This is a genomic window from Kitasatospora sp. NPDC091276 (assembly GCF_040684355.1).
Classification (GTDB): domain Bacteria; phylum Actinomycetota; class Actinomycetes; order Streptomycetales; family Streptomycetaceae; genus Kitasatospora.
The window spans coordinates 1-15,098 of sequence record NZ_JBFBFU010000051.1 but is presented as its reverse complement, the minus strand read 5'-3'; the positions used below and the strand labels follow the sequence as shown (position 1 = coordinate 15,098).

Annotated in this window: 16 protein-coding genes; 10 read left to right on the top strand and 6 right to left on the bottom strand. The window is 73.9% G+C overall.

What is annotated here, in order from left to right:
* Positions 1 to 15: 15 nt before the first annotated feature.
* Positions 16 to 1,080 (bottom strand): LuxR C-terminal-related transcriptional regulator, encoded by a 1,065-nt coding sequence (locus AB0O19_RS36410; RefSeq protein ID WP_363625845.1) that lies wholly within the window; start codon positions 1,078 to 1,080, stop codon positions 16 to 18.
* Positions 1,081 to 1,372: 292 nt separating this feature from the next.
* Here AB0O19_RS36410 and AB0O19_RS36405 point away from each other — a divergent pair, with 292 nt between their 5' ends.
* The 5 genes from AB0O19_RS36405 (at position 1,373) to AB0O19_RS36385 (ending at position 6,104) form a co-directional block, all read left to right on the top strand.
* Positions 1,373 to 2,488, top strand: a complete 1,116-nt coding sequence (locus AB0O19_RS36405; protein WP_363625843.1) for an alpha/beta hydrolase-fold protein — start codon at positions 1,373 to 1,375, stop codon at positions 2,486 to 2,488.
* Positions 2,489 to 2,564: 76 nt separating this feature from the next.
* Positions 2,565 to 3,668: an RICIN domain-containing protein gene (locus AB0O19_RS36400; protein ID WP_363625841.1), complete on the top strand. Its 1,104-nt coding sequence runs from the start codon at positions 2,565 to 2,567 to the stop codon at positions 3,666 to 3,668.
* A 182-nt stretch (positions 3,669 to 3,850) separates the two neighbouring features.
* On the top strand, positions 3,851 to 4,273 hold the full coding sequence (locus AB0O19_RS36395; protein WP_363625840.1) for a hypothetical protein: 423 nt from the start codon (positions 3,851 to 3,853) through the stop codon (positions 4,271 to 4,273).
* A gap of 11 nt (positions 4,274 to 4,284) precedes the next feature.
* On the top strand, positions 4,285 to 5,499 hold the full coding sequence (locus AB0O19_RS36390; protein ID WP_363625838.1) for a sensor histidine kinase: 1,215 nt from the start codon (positions 4,285 to 4,287) through the stop codon (positions 5,497 to 5,499).
* A complete protein-coding gene (locus AB0O19_RS36385) occupies positions 5,496 to 6,104 on the top strand; it encodes a response regulator transcription factor (protein ID WP_363586822.1) in 609 nt (202 codons plus the stop codon). The genes AB0O19_RS36390 and AB0O19_RS36385 overlap by 4 nt, the downstream gene beginning before the upstream one ends.
* A gap of 47 nt (positions 6,105 to 6,151) precedes the next feature.
* Here the strand turns inward: AB0O19_RS36385 and AB0O19_RS36380 are convergent, their stop codons facing one another.
* Together AB0O19_RS36380 and AB0O19_RS36375 are read right to left on the bottom strand one after the other, a co-directional pair.
* Complete coding sequence (locus AB0O19_RS36380) at positions 6,152 to 6,673, bottom strand: peptidylprolyl isomerase (protein WP_363625836.1); 522 nt, start codon at positions 6,671 to 6,673, stop codon at positions 6,152 to 6,154.
* A 23-nt stretch (positions 6,674 to 6,696) separates the two neighbouring features.
* A complete protein-coding gene (locus tag AB0O19_RS36375) occupies positions 6,697 to 7,557 on the bottom strand; it encodes a hypothetical protein (protein WP_363625834.1) in 861 nt (286 codons plus the stop codon).
* Between the two features lie 272 nt (positions 7,558 to 7,829).
* Here AB0O19_RS36375 and AB0O19_RS36370 point away from each other — a divergent pair, with 272 nt between their 5' ends.
* Complete coding sequence (locus tag AB0O19_RS36370) at positions 7,830 to 8,048, top strand: hypothetical protein (RefSeq protein WP_363625832.1); 219 nt, start codon at positions 7,830 to 7,832, stop codon at positions 8,046 to 8,048.
* Complete coding sequence (locus AB0O19_RS36365; RefSeq protein WP_363625830.1) at positions 8,038 to 8,328, top strand: hypothetical protein; 291 nt, start codon at positions 8,038 to 8,040, stop codon at positions 8,326 to 8,328. The genes AB0O19_RS36370 and AB0O19_RS36365 overlap by 11 nt, the downstream gene beginning before the upstream one ends.
* A 63-nt stretch (positions 8,329 to 8,391) precedes the next feature.
* Here AB0O19_RS36365 and AB0O19_RS36360 read toward each other — a convergent pair whose 3' ends face one another.
* Positions 8,392 to 10,014, bottom strand: a complete 1,623-nt coding sequence (locus AB0O19_RS36360) for an ALF repeat-containing protein (RefSeq protein ID WP_363625828.1) — start codon at positions 10,012 to 10,014, stop codon at positions 8,392 to 8,394.
* A gap of 148 nt (positions 10,015 to 10,162) precedes the next feature.
* Between AB0O19_RS36360 and AB0O19_RS36355 the strand changes: the two genes are divergently transcribed.
* Positions 10,163 to 11,116: an NAD-dependent epimerase/dehydratase family protein gene (locus AB0O19_RS36355; RefSeq protein WP_363625826.1), complete on the top strand. Its 954-nt coding sequence runs from the start codon at positions 10,163 to 10,165 to the stop codon at positions 11,114 to 11,116.
* Positions 11,117 to 11,129: 13 nt separating this feature from the next.
* On the opposite strand, the gene AB0O19_RS36350 is transcribed toward AB0O19_RS36355, so the two are convergent.
* Positions 11,130 to 11,453 carry a DUF1330 domain-containing protein gene (locus tag AB0O19_RS36350; RefSeq protein ID WP_363625824.1) on the bottom strand — a complete coding sequence of 108 codons (324 nt, stop codon included), beginning with the start codon at positions 11,451 to 11,453 and terminating at the stop codon, positions 11,130 to 11,132.
* 224 nt (positions 11,454 to 11,677) lie between these two features.
* Entirely contained in the window at positions 11,678 to 13,174 is a 1,497-nt protein-coding gene (locus AB0O19_RS36345; protein WP_363625822.1) for an MFS transporter, read from the bottom strand.
* 163 nt (positions 13,175 to 13,337) lie between these two features.
* Here AB0O19_RS36345 and AB0O19_RS36340 point away from each other — a divergent pair, with 163 nt between their 5' ends.
* Both AB0O19_RS36340 and AB0O19_RS36335 read left to right on the top strand, forming a co-directional pair.
* A complete protein-coding gene (locus AB0O19_RS36340; protein WP_363586814.1) occupies positions 13,338 to 13,793 on the top strand; it encodes a MarR family transcriptional regulator in 456 nt (151 codons plus the stop codon).
* A 149-nt stretch (positions 13,794 to 13,942) separates the two neighbouring features.
* Positions 13,943 to 14,896, top strand: coding sequence for an RICIN domain-containing protein (locus tag AB0O19_RS36335; RefSeq protein ID WP_363625820.1), 954 nt, complete (start codon positions 13,943 to 13,945; stop codon positions 14,894 to 14,896).
* Positions 14,897 to 15,098 lie beyond the last annotated feature (202 nt).

Here is a 15,098-nt window from a genome sequence, read left to right as displayed (position 1 = left end):
CCCGGCACGGACGGCTCACAGCCAACCGCGCCGGGCCGCCTGCACGCCCGCCTGGAACCGCGTGGTGGCCCCCAACTGAGCCAGCAGCGCCGAGACCCGGCGCACCACCGTGCGCCGCCCCAGCCCCAGCCGCCGGGCGATGGCGTCGTCCGTGGCACCACTGGCCATCAGGGACAGGATGCGGCGGTCCCGCTCACCGATCTGCAGGTCGACGGCGGACACCGACGCCGGGACGGCCAGCCGCCAGAGCGTCTCGAACACCGCGGCCAGCGCCCGCAGCAGGCCCGAGGGCCGGATCAGCAGCGAGACGACGCCCGGGCGCCCGTCGGCCGCCAGCGTGACGATCGCCAGGTCGTCGTCGCCCAGGGCCAGCTTGAGCGGCGGCTCGTCCAGCGTGCGGGCCTGCTCCCCCGCCTCCATCATGCGCGCCATGTTGGGGCCCGCGACCGGGTCGTCGAAGGCGCAGCCGTGGTAGATCGAGCGGTAGACGACCCCGGCGGCCATCCGCTGGCGCTGCAGCACCTCCTGGTCGAGGTAGTAGGCCGAACTGCCGGAGTAGGGCGGCACGTCGATGACCCGCACCTGGTGGCGGGCGGCCAGTTGGAGGCGCCGGCTGGCCGCCAGCACCTGGGCGGCGTCCTCGACCACCTCCAGGGCGCCGTAGGTGCCGGCGTCGCGCCGAGCGAAGCGGTAGAGGCGTTCCAGTTCCGCCCCGGCCCGGCGCGCCGCGGCCTGCCGGACGGCGTCGCTCTGCAGCACCGCCTCGACCACCCGGCCGGGCGGCAGCGCCTCCCAGGCGCGGTCGCGGTGACCGTCGTCGCGGTGACGGTCGTCGCGCGGGCCGTCGTCGCAGTGGCCGTCGTCGCGCGGGCCGTCGCCGCGCGGGCCCTCACCGTTGCAGGCCACGACGACTCCCTCGTCGGCGAGTTCCCTGAGCACGGCCAGGACGGCGCCCTCGCCGAGGCCGACCCCGGCCGCCAGCTCCGCCGCCCGCGCCTGCGGACGGCCGACCAGGCAGCGGTAGATCCGGCCGCGTTCGGAGTCTGGATCCAGCACGTCGTGCACGACGTCCCCCGTCATCGTGTCGGTGTATCGGTGTGTCGGTGTGTCGGCTCGTCAGCTCGGCGCTGTGCCGTTGTGTCGGCCCGTCCGCTCGTCCGCTCGTCGGTTTGTCGGCTTGTCGTTGTGCCGGTGTCGCCCGGACGGGCCGTCGGAGGCTACCCACGCCGGTGGCGCACATGCGCCAGTGGCCCAGGTGCGCCGCAGGGCGCTCTGGCGGACCGCGAGGTGATCTCGCAAGAGTTGTCGGTGCTCAGACAGTTCCGGCGGTTCCCCCCGGGAACGGCGGCACCCTCACGGCCAAGGACGACCCATGACACCAGCCCAGCCCGCCCGGCGCCCGCCCGTGCGGCCCCCGCGCGCCCGGCTCCGGTACGCCAGGACGGCCGTCGCCGCCCTGACCGCCTGCCTCCTGCTGCTGGGCGTGCCCGCCGCGCACGCCGAGGCCCCCGCCCCGCCGCCGATGAAGGACGGCTTCGGGCTCACCCAGGTCGGCGCCCCCACCGGCAGCGCCACCAACTTCGTGCTCACCGTCACCACACCCCAGGTCGCCGGGGAGCACACCATCCGGATCCTGCTGCCCGCCGACTACGCGGCCAGCCCGGCCAAGCGCTACCCGGTCCTGTACTTCCTGCACGGCGCCTCGGACAACCCGAGCGACCCGGCCCTGGCCTACCCCGCCCTCACCGCCGCGCAGTCGATGATCACCGTCATCCCGGACGGCGGCCTGCGCGGCTGGTACACCGACTGGCTCGACCAGAACACCGCCGCCGGGGCGCAGAACTGGGAGACCTTCCACCTCGACCAGGTCGTCCCGTTCATCGACGCCAACCTGCGCACCCTGACGGGCCGCAGGAGCCGGGCCGTCGGCGGCCTGTCGATGGGCGGCTTCGGCGCGCTGCACTACGCGCAGGACCGGCCCCAGCTGTTCGGCCAGGTCCTCACCATGTCCGGCGCGAACGACCTCTCCGTGAACGAGATGATCATCCGCGGGGCCGTGGTCGCCACCCTGACCAACGCCGGCACCGTGCTGTGCGGGCCCAGCGACGGCAAGCCCTGCGGCCTCGACTTCGGCCCCACGGTCTCCAGCGACGCGATCTTCGGCTCGCCGTACCCGGTGTTCAACGCCGACTGGCGCTGGAACGCCGCGGACCCGGTCTCCCGGGTGGGCGCGCTCGCCGACACCGGCATCGCGGTCTACACCGGCAACGGCAACGGCAGCGCCTCCGACATGGAGTTCTGGGCCGAGGGCACCGCCAAGCGCCTCAAGGACCGCCTGGACGCCCTCGGTTACCGCTACCACTACGTCGACTACGGCAACGGCGCCGGCTGGGGCACCGCCTGCAACGGCGGCCACAGCGCGGGCTGCTGGGCGCAGGACCTCGTGGACTACGTCCCGCGCCTGGAAGCGGCCTTCGCCGCCGCCTGACCGGCCCGCCCTCCCCTTTCTTTCCGACTTCTCTCCCCTCTCCCTCTCCCCGTTCCCGACGAAAGGACCCGACCCCGTGCTCTCCGCCACGACCCCGAGCCGACCGGCTCCCTGGCTGCGCCTGATCGCGGCCGTCCTGGTGGCCTGTTGCGCCGCCCTGGGCTTCACCGCCTCCCCGCTCGCGACCGCGCGGGCCCACGCCGCCACGGCGCCGGCCGCCGCCTGCGCCTCCCCGCAGCAGTGCCTGACCATCAAGTCCCTCAGCAACGGGCGCCAACTCGACGTCCAGAACGGCACCATGGGCGACGGCGCCTACATCGTCACCAACTCGGCGCCCGGCTACCACCAGTCCTGGCGGCTGAGCGTCGACCCCTCCGACTTCTCCTTCACCATCGTCAACAACGACACCGGCAAGTGCATCGACCTGGCCTTCTTCACCCCGGCCCTGCGCCAGCAGACCTGCGCCGGGCAGGCCAGCCAGCGGTGGTTCCTGCAGCCGGTCGCCGGGGCCGCCGACGCGTTCATGATCCGCCATCTGGGCGACAACACCTGCCTGGACCTGCTGCTCGGCGCCCAGTACGACGACGCCTGGACCGACCAGTACACCTGCAACGGCACCGCCAACCAGCAGTGGTCCACCGGCTTCCCGCAGGCCGCCCGCAGCCTCGCCGTCGACCACGCCGCCAAGCAGTGCCAGAAGGACGTCTCCTCCTGCTCCTGGGCCGTCAAGAGCGAGGCCCCCGCGGCGCCGCTGCCCAAGATCTGCGTCTCCTCGATCTGGTTCAACAACACCAGCAGCGCCGCCCAGCAGAACTTCGCGGTCACCAACATGACCGGCTGGTCCAGCACCCTCGGCGGGGAGATCGGGGCGGAGATCTCCGGCGGCGCCCCCGGCGGCGTCTTCACCACCGCGGTCAAGACCGCCGTCAACTACAGCAACGTCTGGCAGGGCTCGACCACCGTCAACAACGCCGTCACCGTCAACGTCCCGCCCCAGCAGTACGGCTGGGTGACGCTGGCCGAGCTCGCCCGCAAGGTCACCGGCAACTGGACGTTCGACGCCCGCGGCTTCCCCTGGACCGCCGAGGACACCGTCACCGTCCCGCTCACCTCCGACCCCAGCGGCGGCGCCACCCTCTACATCGCCAACACCAGCCCCACCTTCACCAGCTGCACCTGAGCCCCACCGCACGACCGACAGCCAGCCGCCGCCCGGCCCCGCCGGGCGGCGGCCCCGCTTTCCCCCGGCCCTTCCCCTAACCTCACCTGCCCTGACCTGACCTGACCTGCTGACAATTGTCACGGTCGGCCGGTGCGGCAGCACACTGCCGGGCGGGGGCGCGGCGCGGACAGCATGGGGGCATGACCTCCACCGACGTGAACCACCCCGACACCGTTCGGGCCTTCCGCACCGTCAGGCGGCTGGTGTCCGCCTACCTGGGCCTGAGCGTCGTCACCCTGGCAGCCGCCTACGTCCTGCGCAACCACCCCGACCTGGTGAACCCGGCCGTGTGGATCCGCGGCACCCTCGTCGTGGCCAGCGCCGTGGTCACGTACCTGTTCACCACCCGGGCCGCCCGCGGATCGCACGCGGCGTACCGGCGGCTGCGGATCATCTCGGCCGTCATGATCGCCGCGATCGTCGTGATCATCTGCGTGCCGGGGACCTTCCCGTTCTGGATGAAGGCCGAGCAGGCCCTGTGCGGGCTGGTGCTGGCGGGGGTGGCCGCCGTGATCAACGGACGCCACCTGCGTACCCTGTTCGCGCGATCCGACGCGACGTGAGGCGGGCGAGGGTGGACGAGGACACGCAGGCGACCCTCCCCGGGCACGCCGCCGCGGAGCGCGCCACAGGGGAGCGCGCCCCGCAGCGGTGGGTACAGGGCTGGCGGCGGATCATGCTGAGCGCCGGGATGCTGGTCTACCCGTGCCTGACCGCCGTCGCCGTGAGCGGCAACGTGTCCGGGGCGGCCCTGGTCGCCGGGTACGCGGTCGTCGGCGCGTTCTGCCTCTGCTTCGTCCTCACCGCCACCGCGATGATCCACCGCCGGCGACGGCAGGTGCTCCTGCTGCTGGCGGTGATGAGCGCGCTGTTCCTGGCCGCGCTGCCGTTCGCCCACGAGAACGCGTTCTACCTCGCCATCGTCGTCGTCTCCTTCGTCGCCGTGCTGCGGCGCCGCCACGCCACCCTGGTGACCGTCACCGCCACCCTGGCCGCCCTGCTGGTGCCGTGGGCGGTGCCCGCCTGGCACGCCGGGCCCGGCACCTTCCAGGCGCTGGCACTGCTGTTCACCGTGCTCACCACGGGGGCGTTCGCGGAGATCGCCACCACCAACCAGGCCCTGGTGGCCGCCCGGGCCGAGGTGGCGCGGCTGGCCTCGGAGGCCGAACGCAACCGGATCGCGCGCGACCTGCACGACCTGCTCGGGCACTCGCTCACCGCGATCACCGTCAAGTCCCGCCTGGCCCAGCGCCTCGCCGCCAAGGACCCCGACCAGTCGCTGGCGGAGATGGCCGCGGTGGAGTCGCTGTCCCGGCAGGCGCTGGCCGACGTCCGGGCCGCGGTCACCGGCTACCGCGACGTCACGCTGGCCGGCGAACTCGCGCGCGGACGCGAACTGCTGCGCGCCGCCGGGGTGGTCGCCGACCTGCCGACGTCCACCGACCCCGTCGCCACGCGGGACGGGGAACTGTTCGGCTGGGTGGTGCGCGAGGGCCTGACCAACGTGGTCCGGCACGCCCGGGCCGACCGCTGCACCGTCACCGTCACCGGCTCCTCCGTGGAGATCCGCGACGACGGGACGGGCGCGGACGGCAGAACCGGCGGGACCGGCAGGACCGGCGAGGGCAGCGGGGTCGGGAAGGGCCTGAGGGGGCTGCGGGAACGGGTCGCGGCGGCCGGCGGTACCGTCGAAGCCGGCCCGCTGAGCCCGCGCGGGTGGCGGCTGCTGGTCACCGTCCCGCCGAGCGCCCGCCACGGGCGCGCCCCCGCCCGGAAAGGGACGACATGACGATCCGCCTGCTGCTCGCCGAGGACCAGGAACTGGTCCGCACCGCGCTGTGCGCCCTGCTCGACCTGGAGGACGACTTCGAGGTGGTCGCCGCCGTCGGGCGCGGCGACCAGGTCGTCGACGCGGCCCGCGAACACCGGCCCCACGTGGCCCTCCTGGACATCGAGATGCCCGGCCTCGACGGCCTGGCCGCCGCCGCCGTCCTGGCCCAGCAGGTGCCCGACTGCCGGGTCGTCATCCTCACCACCTTCGGACGCGCCGGCTACCTGCGCCGGGCGATGGAAGCGGGCGCGGTCGGCTTCGTCGTCAAGGACGCGCCGGCCGAAGTGCTCGCCGACGCCATCCGCCGGGTCGCGGCGGGCGAACGCGTGGTGGACCCGGAACTGGCCGCGGCCACCCTGGCGGCCGGCGCCTCCCCGCTCACCGCCCGGGAACGCGACGTGCTGAACGCCTCCCGCTCCGGGGCCGGCGTCGCCGAGATCGCCGGCAAGCTCTACCTCTCGGAGGGCACGGTGCGCAACTACTTCTCCTCCGCCATCGCCAAGACCGCCAGCCGCAACCGCACCGAGGCCCTGCGCACCGCCGACGACCGCGGCTGGCTGTGACACCGCCGGACGACGGGCGCAGGGCTGCCGGACTGCCGGGGCAGGCGTCAGAGCCGCTCGACGGTGACCTGGGTGATCACGACGTCCTCCACGGGGCGCTCACCGTCCGTGGGGACGGCCGCGAGGGCGTCGACGACGGCCCGGGAGTCGGCGTCGGCGACCTGGCCGAAGATGGTGTGCCGGCGGTTCAGGTGGGCGGGCGTGCCGACGGTGATGAAGAACTGCGAGCCGTTGGTGCCCGGGCCGGAATTGGCCATGGCGAGCAGGTAGGGCCTGGTGAAGTGCAGTTCGGGGTGGAACTCGTCGGCGAAGGCGTAGCCCGGGCCGCCGGTGCCGCTGCCGGTGGGGTCGCCGCCCTGGACCATGAAGCCGGCCACCACGCGGTGGAAGAGCGTGCCGTCGTAGTACGGGCCGCTGCCGGGCCCGCCGGTGCGCGGGTCGGTGTACTCCCGGGTGCCCTCGGCGAGTTCGACGAAGTTGCGGACCGTCTTCGGCGCGTGGAACTGGAACAGCTCCAGCCGGATCGGGCCCAGGGTGGTGTGCAGGGTCGCGAACAGGCCCTTGGCCATGGCGGACTCCTTTGCTCGGGTGGTCAGTTGGGGGCGGGGACCGGCTCGACGGGGCCGAAGTCGCGGAAGGTGCCGTAGGTACGCGTCGGGGTGCCCCTGATCTCGACGCGCTGGTCGAAGCGCACGGTGCGGCCCTGGGCGTCGATCCACTGGTCGAGCTGGAAGGACGCCACCCCCATGCGCTTGAGGTTGAGGTAGCGCTCGGCGTCCACGGCGCGCATCTGCTCCACGCCGAGCGTGCCGGACAGGTGGAAGGCGGGCGCGCCGTTCTGCTCCTCCATGCCCTTGCGGGCGGCGGGGCCGAGCGCCAGCAGGGCCTTCGCGTAGCCGTGGTAGTCGGCGATCCGGTCGGCGAGGGGGGACTTGCGCCAGCCGCTGCCGGACTTGATGTACGCCGCGTCCTCGGTGACGACGACCGGGTCGCCCGCCGAATCGCCGCCGGCGCCGAGGGACTCGGTGAGGCGGCCGGTGCGTACCTTGCCGTTGAGGTTGATCCGGCCGGTGGTGGTCGCGACCAGCGGGCCGCCCTCGGTGCGGAAGTCCTGGGAGGCCGCGTAGGGCGTGCGGGCGGCCTGGGCGAGGGCCTGCTCGGGGTCGATCACCCCGCCGGCGGGCGCCTCGGCCGGGGCCGAGGCAGGTGCGGACGCCGGGGCCGATGCCGACGCCGGGGCGGACGCCGGGGCCGATGCCGACGCCGGGGCGGACGCCGGGGCCGATGCCGATGCCGGAGCGGACGGCGGGGCCGATGCCGATGCCGGAGCGGACGGCGGGGCGGCGGGGGTCTGGGCCGCCGAGGGGGCGGCGTCGTCGTTGCAGCCCGTCAGCGCGGTGAGGGAGAGCACGGTCGCGGCGGCGGCCAGGACGGTGGTGCGGCGAATCGTCAAGAAAGGTCTCCGGTCGAGGGGATCGGTGTCGGCATCCTGGCACACGGCGGGCTCGCCACCGCACTCGGCGCAGGGGCGGGGCGCAGGTCAGGGGGGGTGGGTCGGGGCGCGGGTCGAGCGGATCCCGCGCGGCGCCAACTTCCCTGTAGGACAGGCCTGGTGTCCACTTGTATGGCGGATCGGCCCGGTTTCGGGTGGGTCGGGGGCGCGGGCGGGGGGCTCGGCTTGAGAGGATCGGCCCGGAAACGGGATGGACGGGAGAGGGGTGAGGCGTGGTCGGTGCCGTGCTGGTCGGTGTCCTGGTGATCGTGGTCGGCGGGTGCGTGTGCGTGGTGTGGGCCGAACGCGGCGGCCCCCGCTGGGTGCGCGCCGTGGCGTCCGTGACGCTCGCCTCGGGGTCCCTGCTGCGCCGCTCCTCGCGCAGCCGGCGCCGGAACCGGAGCCTGAGCGGCGGTGACAGCGGCGACGGTGGCGGCGGCGATGGTGGCTGAGCGCCCCGCCCGCGGGCGCGAAGACGACGAGCGGCTGCGGCGGGTCTTCGAGGCGGTGCTGGCCAAGACCCTGTCCGGGACCGGACCGCTCACCTGCACGGGCCTGGACGAGGACACCGAGAACGCGCTCTGGGCGGTCTGGGAGGCGTACCCGCACGCTTCGGCCGAGCTGGTGCAGGCCGCGCGGCGCGCCTTCGCGGGCCAGCTGGACGGCAGCAACGCGGCCCGCTGGCACGCGGACCTCGCCCGGGCGATCGCCGAGCGCAGCCCCCGCGGCTGAACGTGCGTCCCCGGACGTCCGGGCGTCCCCGGACGCGTGGGCGGCCGGGGACGCTCGGGGGCGTCAGCTCTCGGTGGAGCGGCGGCGGGAGGCGACGACGAGCGCAGCACCCGCGGCCAGGGCCGCGGCGGCGCCGCCGGCCTCCCAGCCGAGGCCCTCGGTGCCGGTGGCGGCGAGCTGGCCGGGGCGGGTGGTGACCGTGGTGGTGCCCGTGGTGGCCGTGGCCGTCCCGGCGGTGGTGCCCGCCGCGGTCGTGCCCGTGGTCGTGCCCGTCGTGGTGGTCAGGGCGGCGGGCTGGACGGCCGACTGGGCGCCGGTGGCGGTCTGCGGCTGCTCGGCGGGCCGGGCCGGCTGCGGGGCAGGCTTGTTCGCGGCCTCGTCCTCGGCGCGGGCCGTGAACTGGCCCTCCTTCAGGAAGTCCAGGATGTCCTGGTAGCTGCCCCGCAGCGCCTTGTCAGCCGCCTTGCTCAGTGCCGGTCCGGCGCCGTCGGAGATCCGGACGACCTTCAGCCGGTTGTCGGTCTGACGCCACTCGCCGAGCTCGACGTCCAAAAAGTGCCGCACGTCGGCGGCGGTGCCCGCGAGGGCCTTCTCCCCCGCCGCGCGCACGCCCGGGCCGGTCTCCTTGTCGTCGAGGATGCCCTGCACCTTGGCGCGGTCCTCGTCCTCGGCGCGGGCCGTGAACTGGCCCTCCTTGAGGAACCTGGCGATGTCCTCGGCGCCACCGTTGATGGCGGCCCTGGCGGCCTTCTTCACGGCCGGACCGCCCGATCCGAAGATCATCGCGGCCTTCAGCAGGTTGTCGCTCGTACGACACCTGTCGAGTTCGACCTCCAGGAAGTGCCGCACGTCGGCGGCGGTCCCGGCCAGTGCCTTCTCCCCCGCCGCGCGCACGGCCGATCCGGTCTCCTTGTCAGCGAGGATGCCCTGCACCTTGGCGCGGTCCTCGTCCTCGGCACGGGCCGTGAACTGGCCCTCCTTCAGGAAGTCCAGGACGTCCTGGTAGCTGCCCCGCAGCGCCTTGTCGGCCGCCTTCTTCAGCACCGGCCCGGCACCGTTGGTGATCCAGACGACCTTCAGCCGGTTGTCGGGCTGACGCCGATCGTCGAGTTCGACCTCCAGGAAGTGCCGCACGTCGGCGGCGGTGCCCGCGAGGGCCTTCTGGGCGGCCTCGCGCACGGCCGGGCCGGTCTCCTTGTCGTCGAGGATGCTCTGGACCTTGGCGCGGTCCTCGTCCTCGGCGCGGGCCGTGAACTGGCCCTCCTTGAGGAACTTCGCGACGTCCTCGGCGGTGCCGCCCCGCAGGGCGGCCGTGGCGGCCTTCTTGACGGCCGGCCCGCCGACGGCGAGGACCTGGTAGGCCTTCACCCGGTTGTCGATCACGCGCTGGTCGTGGAGCTCGACGTCCAGGAAGTGCCGCAGGTCGGCGGCGGTGCCGTTCAGCGCCTTCTGGGCCGCCTCGCGCACGCCCGGGCCGCTCTCCTGGTCGGCGAGGATGCGCCGCACCTCGGCGCGGTCGTGCTCCTCCTGGCCCGTCCCCTGGTCCTCGGCGCCCTTGGACGCGGTGTCAGGGCCGGAGACGCCGGCCGGCTGGGGGTTGTCGGCGGCGGAGGCCATCGACGGGAAGAGGACGGTGGGGGCCAGGACGGCGGCCGCGACGACGGCGGACACCCGGGGCATCTTCATTCAGCACCTTGCGTTGTGCGGAGAGATTGTGAACGCCCGCCAGCATAGATCGTCTTTTACGGTTGCCATACTAAGTATTTGCCGTCGCCCGCACCGCACCCTCGCAGCACCCGCGGCACCCGCAGCCCCAGACCCTAGGGTGGGGCGGATGAGCTTCCACGTGGTTGTCGGATACGGGCCCGCCGGGGCCGCCACCGCCCGCCTGCTGGCCGGGCAGGGGCACGCCGTACGGGTCGTCACCAGGACGGGGAGCCCCGCGCGGGGCGGGGCCCCGGTGCCCGGCATCGAGCACGTGGCGCTGGACGCGGGCGATCGCGCGCGGCTGGCGGAGACCGCACGAGGCGCAGTGGCGATCTACGGCTGCGCGGCGCCACCGCTGCCGCAGTGGGCGGCGCGGTGGCCGGCGCTGGCCTCCTCGCTGTGCGCGGCGGCCGAGGCCACCGGGGCGGTGCTGGTCATGCTCGGCAACCTCTACGGCTACGGGCCGGTGCGTGGCCCGATGACCGAGGACCTGCCGCTGGCCGCGGCCGGCCCCAAGGGGCGGGTGCGGGCGGCGGCGTGGGAGCAGGCGCGGGCGCTGCACGGGGCCGGGCGGATCCGGGCGGTCGAGGTGCGGGCCTCGGACTTCTTCGGCCCCGGGGTGACGGACGGCGGGCACCTGGCCTCGCGGGTGATGCCGGGCCTGCTGAAGGGCCGGAACATCGCGGTGCTCGGCGACCCGGGCGCGCCGTACAGCTGGACGTACCTGCCGGACGTGGCGCAGGCGTTGGCCGAGGTCGCGGGCGAGGAGCGGGCCTGGGGACGGGCCTGGCACGTGCCGACGGCCCCCGCGCTGCCGGTGCGCGTGATGGTGGAGCGGCTGGCGGCGCAGGCGGGTGTCGGACCGGTCGCGGTGCGCCGGCTCCCGCAGGCGCTGCTGGGCGCGGCGGGGCTGTTCTCCCCGCTGCTGCGTGAACTGCGCGAGGTCCGTTACCAGTTCGACCGTCCGTTCGTGGTGGACTCCTCCGCCTACGAGGCTGCCTTCGCGGTGCGCGCGACCGCGCCGGAGGAGCAGGTGGAGGCGACGGTGCGGTGGTGGCGCGAGCGGGCGCAGGGGCGTTGAGCCCCCGGGCCGGTCAGTGCTTGAGGGCGTCGGCGCCGCGGTAGCCGGCGGGCACGCCCCGGGCGAAGACCACGTCGGCGGTCATGTGGCGGGTGCGCAGCGGGAGGATCTCCTGGTAGGCGGGCGAGTCGTACCAGGCGCGCAGGCGCTGGTGGTCGGGGAACTCGATGAGGATGAGGTCCTGTCCCCAGGTGCCTTCGACGGTCTCGATCCGGTCGCCGTGGATGAGGAAGCGGCCGCCGAAGGGGTCCAGGGTGGCGTCGATGCGCTGGAGGTACTCGACGATGTCGGGGCCGAACTCGACCGAGTGGACCTGGGCCATCGCGTAGGCGGTCATCGCTGTTCTCCTGGGGGTTGGTCCGGTGTCCGTGGTCTCCGACGGTACGGGTGGGGGCGGTGGGGGCGAATCCGTCGCGGATCGGTAGGGGGTGCGTAGCGCGGCCGCCCCCGGCGGGTGCCGGGGGCGGGCCGGCGGGCGGTCAGGTCGTTGCAGGCGGTCAGGTCGCGCCGGGTCGGGTGGTCAGGTCGTGGTGGGTGGTCAGGTCACGCCGGGTCGGGTGGTCAGGTCGTGGCGGTGTCCTTGGCGGCGGGTGCCGGGTGGGTGGTGGCGGGTGCGGCCCCGGCGGGCGGGGCGGGGATGGTGGCGGCGACCGCGGCGGCGGCCAGGGCCACGCCGCAGCCGATCAGCAGGCCGACCCTGAAGCCGCTCTCCGAGGGCAGGGTGTGGCCGCCGAGGGTGGTGGTCAGCTGAGCGAGGACCACGCCGACCACGGCGGCGGAGACGGAGGTGCCGAGCGAGCGCATCAGGGTGTTGAAGCTGTTCGCCGACGCCGTCTCGGACAGCGGCACGGCGCTCATGATCAGTGCGGGCATCGCGCCGTAGGCCAGGCCGACGCCGCTGTTGCACACCAGTGTCACGACCAGGACGCCCCAGGTGGAGCCGATGAGCACCATCGAGAGTCCGTATCCGGCGGCGATCGCGAGGGAACCGGCGACCAGGGTGAACTTGGGGCCGCGCGCGGCCGACAGGCGTGCGCCCAGTGGTGAGACGGCCATCATCATCAGGCCGGAGGGCGCCATCCACAGGCCCATGGCCAGCATCGACCGGCCCAGGCCGTAGCCGGTGGCCTCGGGGAGTTGGAGCAGCTGGGGGATGATCAGCGCCTGCGCGTACATGCCGAAGCCGACCAGGACGGATGCGGCATTGGTCAGCAGGACCCGGGGGCGGGCCGTGACCCGCAGGTCCACCAGCGGTTCGGGGCAGCGCAGTTCCCACCGGCCCCAGGCGAGGAGCAGGACGGCGGCGGCGGCGAACAGGCCGAGGGTGAGGGGGTCGGTCCAGCCCCAGTCGGCGCCCTTGGAGACGGGCAGCAGGAGGCAGACCAGTCCGGCGCCCAGGCCGGCCGCGCCGACGGGGTCGAAGCGGCCGCCGGCGGGGCGCCGGGCGGGGGCGGGGACGAGGAAGCGGATCATCGCGGCGACGACGAGGGTGAGGGCGGCGGCGCCCCAGAACAGGGCCCGCCAGCTGGCGTACTGGGCGACGGCGGCGGCGATCGGCAGGCCGAGGCCGCCGCCGATCCCCATCGAGGCGCTGACCAGGGCGATGGCGGAGCCGAGCCGTTCGGGCGGCAGGACTTCGCGCAGCAGGCTGATGCCGAGCGGGACGACGCCCATGCCCATGCCCTGGAGGCCGCGGCCGATGATCATCGGTACGGCCGCGGAGGCGAGCGCGCACAGGACCGATCCGATGAACAGCGGTACGCAGCAGGCCAGGAGCATGCGGCGTTTGCCCAGCAGGTCGCCCAGGCGTCCGCTGATCGGGACGAAGACGGCGCCGGCGAGCAGGGTCGCGGTGATCGCCCAGGAGGCGTTGGACGGCGCGGTGTGCAGCAGTCGGGGCAGTTCGCCGATCAGCGGGGTGACCAGGGTCTGCATGATCGCGGCCACGGTGCCGGTGAAAGCGAGGGTGGCGACGATGCCGGTGGTGGGGGTGGTGCCGGCGGTCGGGGCGGTGCCGGTGGTGGGGGCGGTCGTGCCGCCGGGCTGGGGGCCGTCCATGGCGGGCTCCTCGGAAACGGAATGTGTATCGTGCATATTATGTGCATCGAGCACACTACATGGCCGGGTCACGCCGTCACACCCCTTTGCCATACTGGACAAGGCCCGCGAAACCCGCAGGTCAGCGGTGCGGCGATGAGGGTGAAGGGCGAAGGACGACGGCATGGGAGAACGTACGGACCTGGTCGAGTTCGAGTACATGGTGCTCGGCCGCCACCACTACCTGAGCCAGTCCGCCGCCCGCCCGCGCGGCAGCACCCTGGAGCGCAGCGCGTACATCCTGCTCAGCCGCATCCGCATCCAGGGCCCGATGTCCATCGGCGAGCTGAGCGAGGCCTTCAACCTCGACGCCTCCACCCTCAACCGGCAGACCGCCGCCATGACCCGGGCCGGCCTGGTCGAGCGGATCGCCGACCCCGACGGCGGGATGGCCCGCAAGTTCCGCCTCACCGACGAGGGCGACCGCCGCCTCGACGAGGAGCGCGAGGCCCACGTGGAGGCCCTGGACCGGGTGATGGCCGGCTGGTCCGCCCAGGACGTCACCACCTTCGCCGCCTACCTGCGCCGCTTCAACACCGACATCGAGCACCTCGACGGGCGCCCCTGGCCGCGCCCCTGACCAGTCGGGTGTCGAACGACCCCCAGGAAACTGGGATACCGGCGATTGATCGCGCGCTGACAAGCTGACCGCGGCGGACGGACCGGGTGGCCCGGGGGCCCTCCGGACCGGCCACCGCCCCTCGTCGTCTCCCCTCCTTGGAGAGCACTGTGCGTTCGCTAGTCCGGCGTATCGTCCTCGGCATCGCGCTCGCCCTGACCGGCCTGGTGCTGGTCCCGGGCGGCTCGGCCTCGGCCGACACCCCCTCGACGGTCCTGCTCAACCAGAAGTCCGAGCGCTGTCCCAACGGCGCGATATGGGGCGGGCAGGGTCTGCACCCCTGCGCGCCGTCCGACAACCCGGGCCAGTGGGTGTTCAAGCCCGTCCCGGGCCTGCCGAGCGTCTACACCGTCAACAACGCCGCCGACCAGCGCTCCTGCCTGACGGTCGACAGCACCCCCTCCGGCGTCCAGTGCTACGCCAACGACACCTCGCAGATGTGGCGGGTCACGCCGTGGACCGCGGCCGACAGCACGCCGCGCTACGGCATGCTCGGGATCCGGCTGCAGAACATCTCCACCTCCCAGTGCCTGGACAACACCGAGCACAGGATCGGCGGCGGCTGGCGGCTCTACATGTTCGACTGCAACTACGGCGGGTACCAGGAGTGGGACATCGCCCGCAACACCTACGAGGCCCTGTTCGGCGGCGTCGCCACCCACAACGGCATGACCTGGGCCACCCTTGAGCAGCGCGCCGACAACGTCGTGCACGTCGGCAACGACAACAGCAGCAACGCGTACAGCGGCGACACCCCCGCCACCGCGCAGCTGCCCGTACTGTGCCTCAAGCAGGACGGCCGCCCCGCCCCCGCCGGCGTGCCCACCAGCGGCTACCACAGCTGGGCCGGCGGCGAGGTGAAGGCCACCATCCCCACCTCCGGCAGCCAGCTCACCAGCCGGACCGCCGCCGACCAGCTCTGCGCCGGCTACTTCGGCACCGGCTTCCGGATGGCCGAGTTCCACGACGCCAACGGCTGGGGCCTGTGGGCCAACGGCACCCTGCCCGCCGGCACCCGCTTCTGGACCGCCATCAGCGACCAGCCGGCCAACCCCTGGAGCTGACCGCACCCGGACGAGGGAGGGCGGGCGCCGACCCCGGCGCCCGCCCCTTCTCATTGCCGATGTGCGCACCGACCCCGAGTCGGCCACCTGGTTTCCGGCGGTGCCGATCAGGTCGCGCGCTGTCCGTGGAGGAGGACGGGCAGCGCGCGGCCCGCCAACGCCTCGCTGACGCGGGCGGTCTGGGAGGGCGCCATGACGTCGG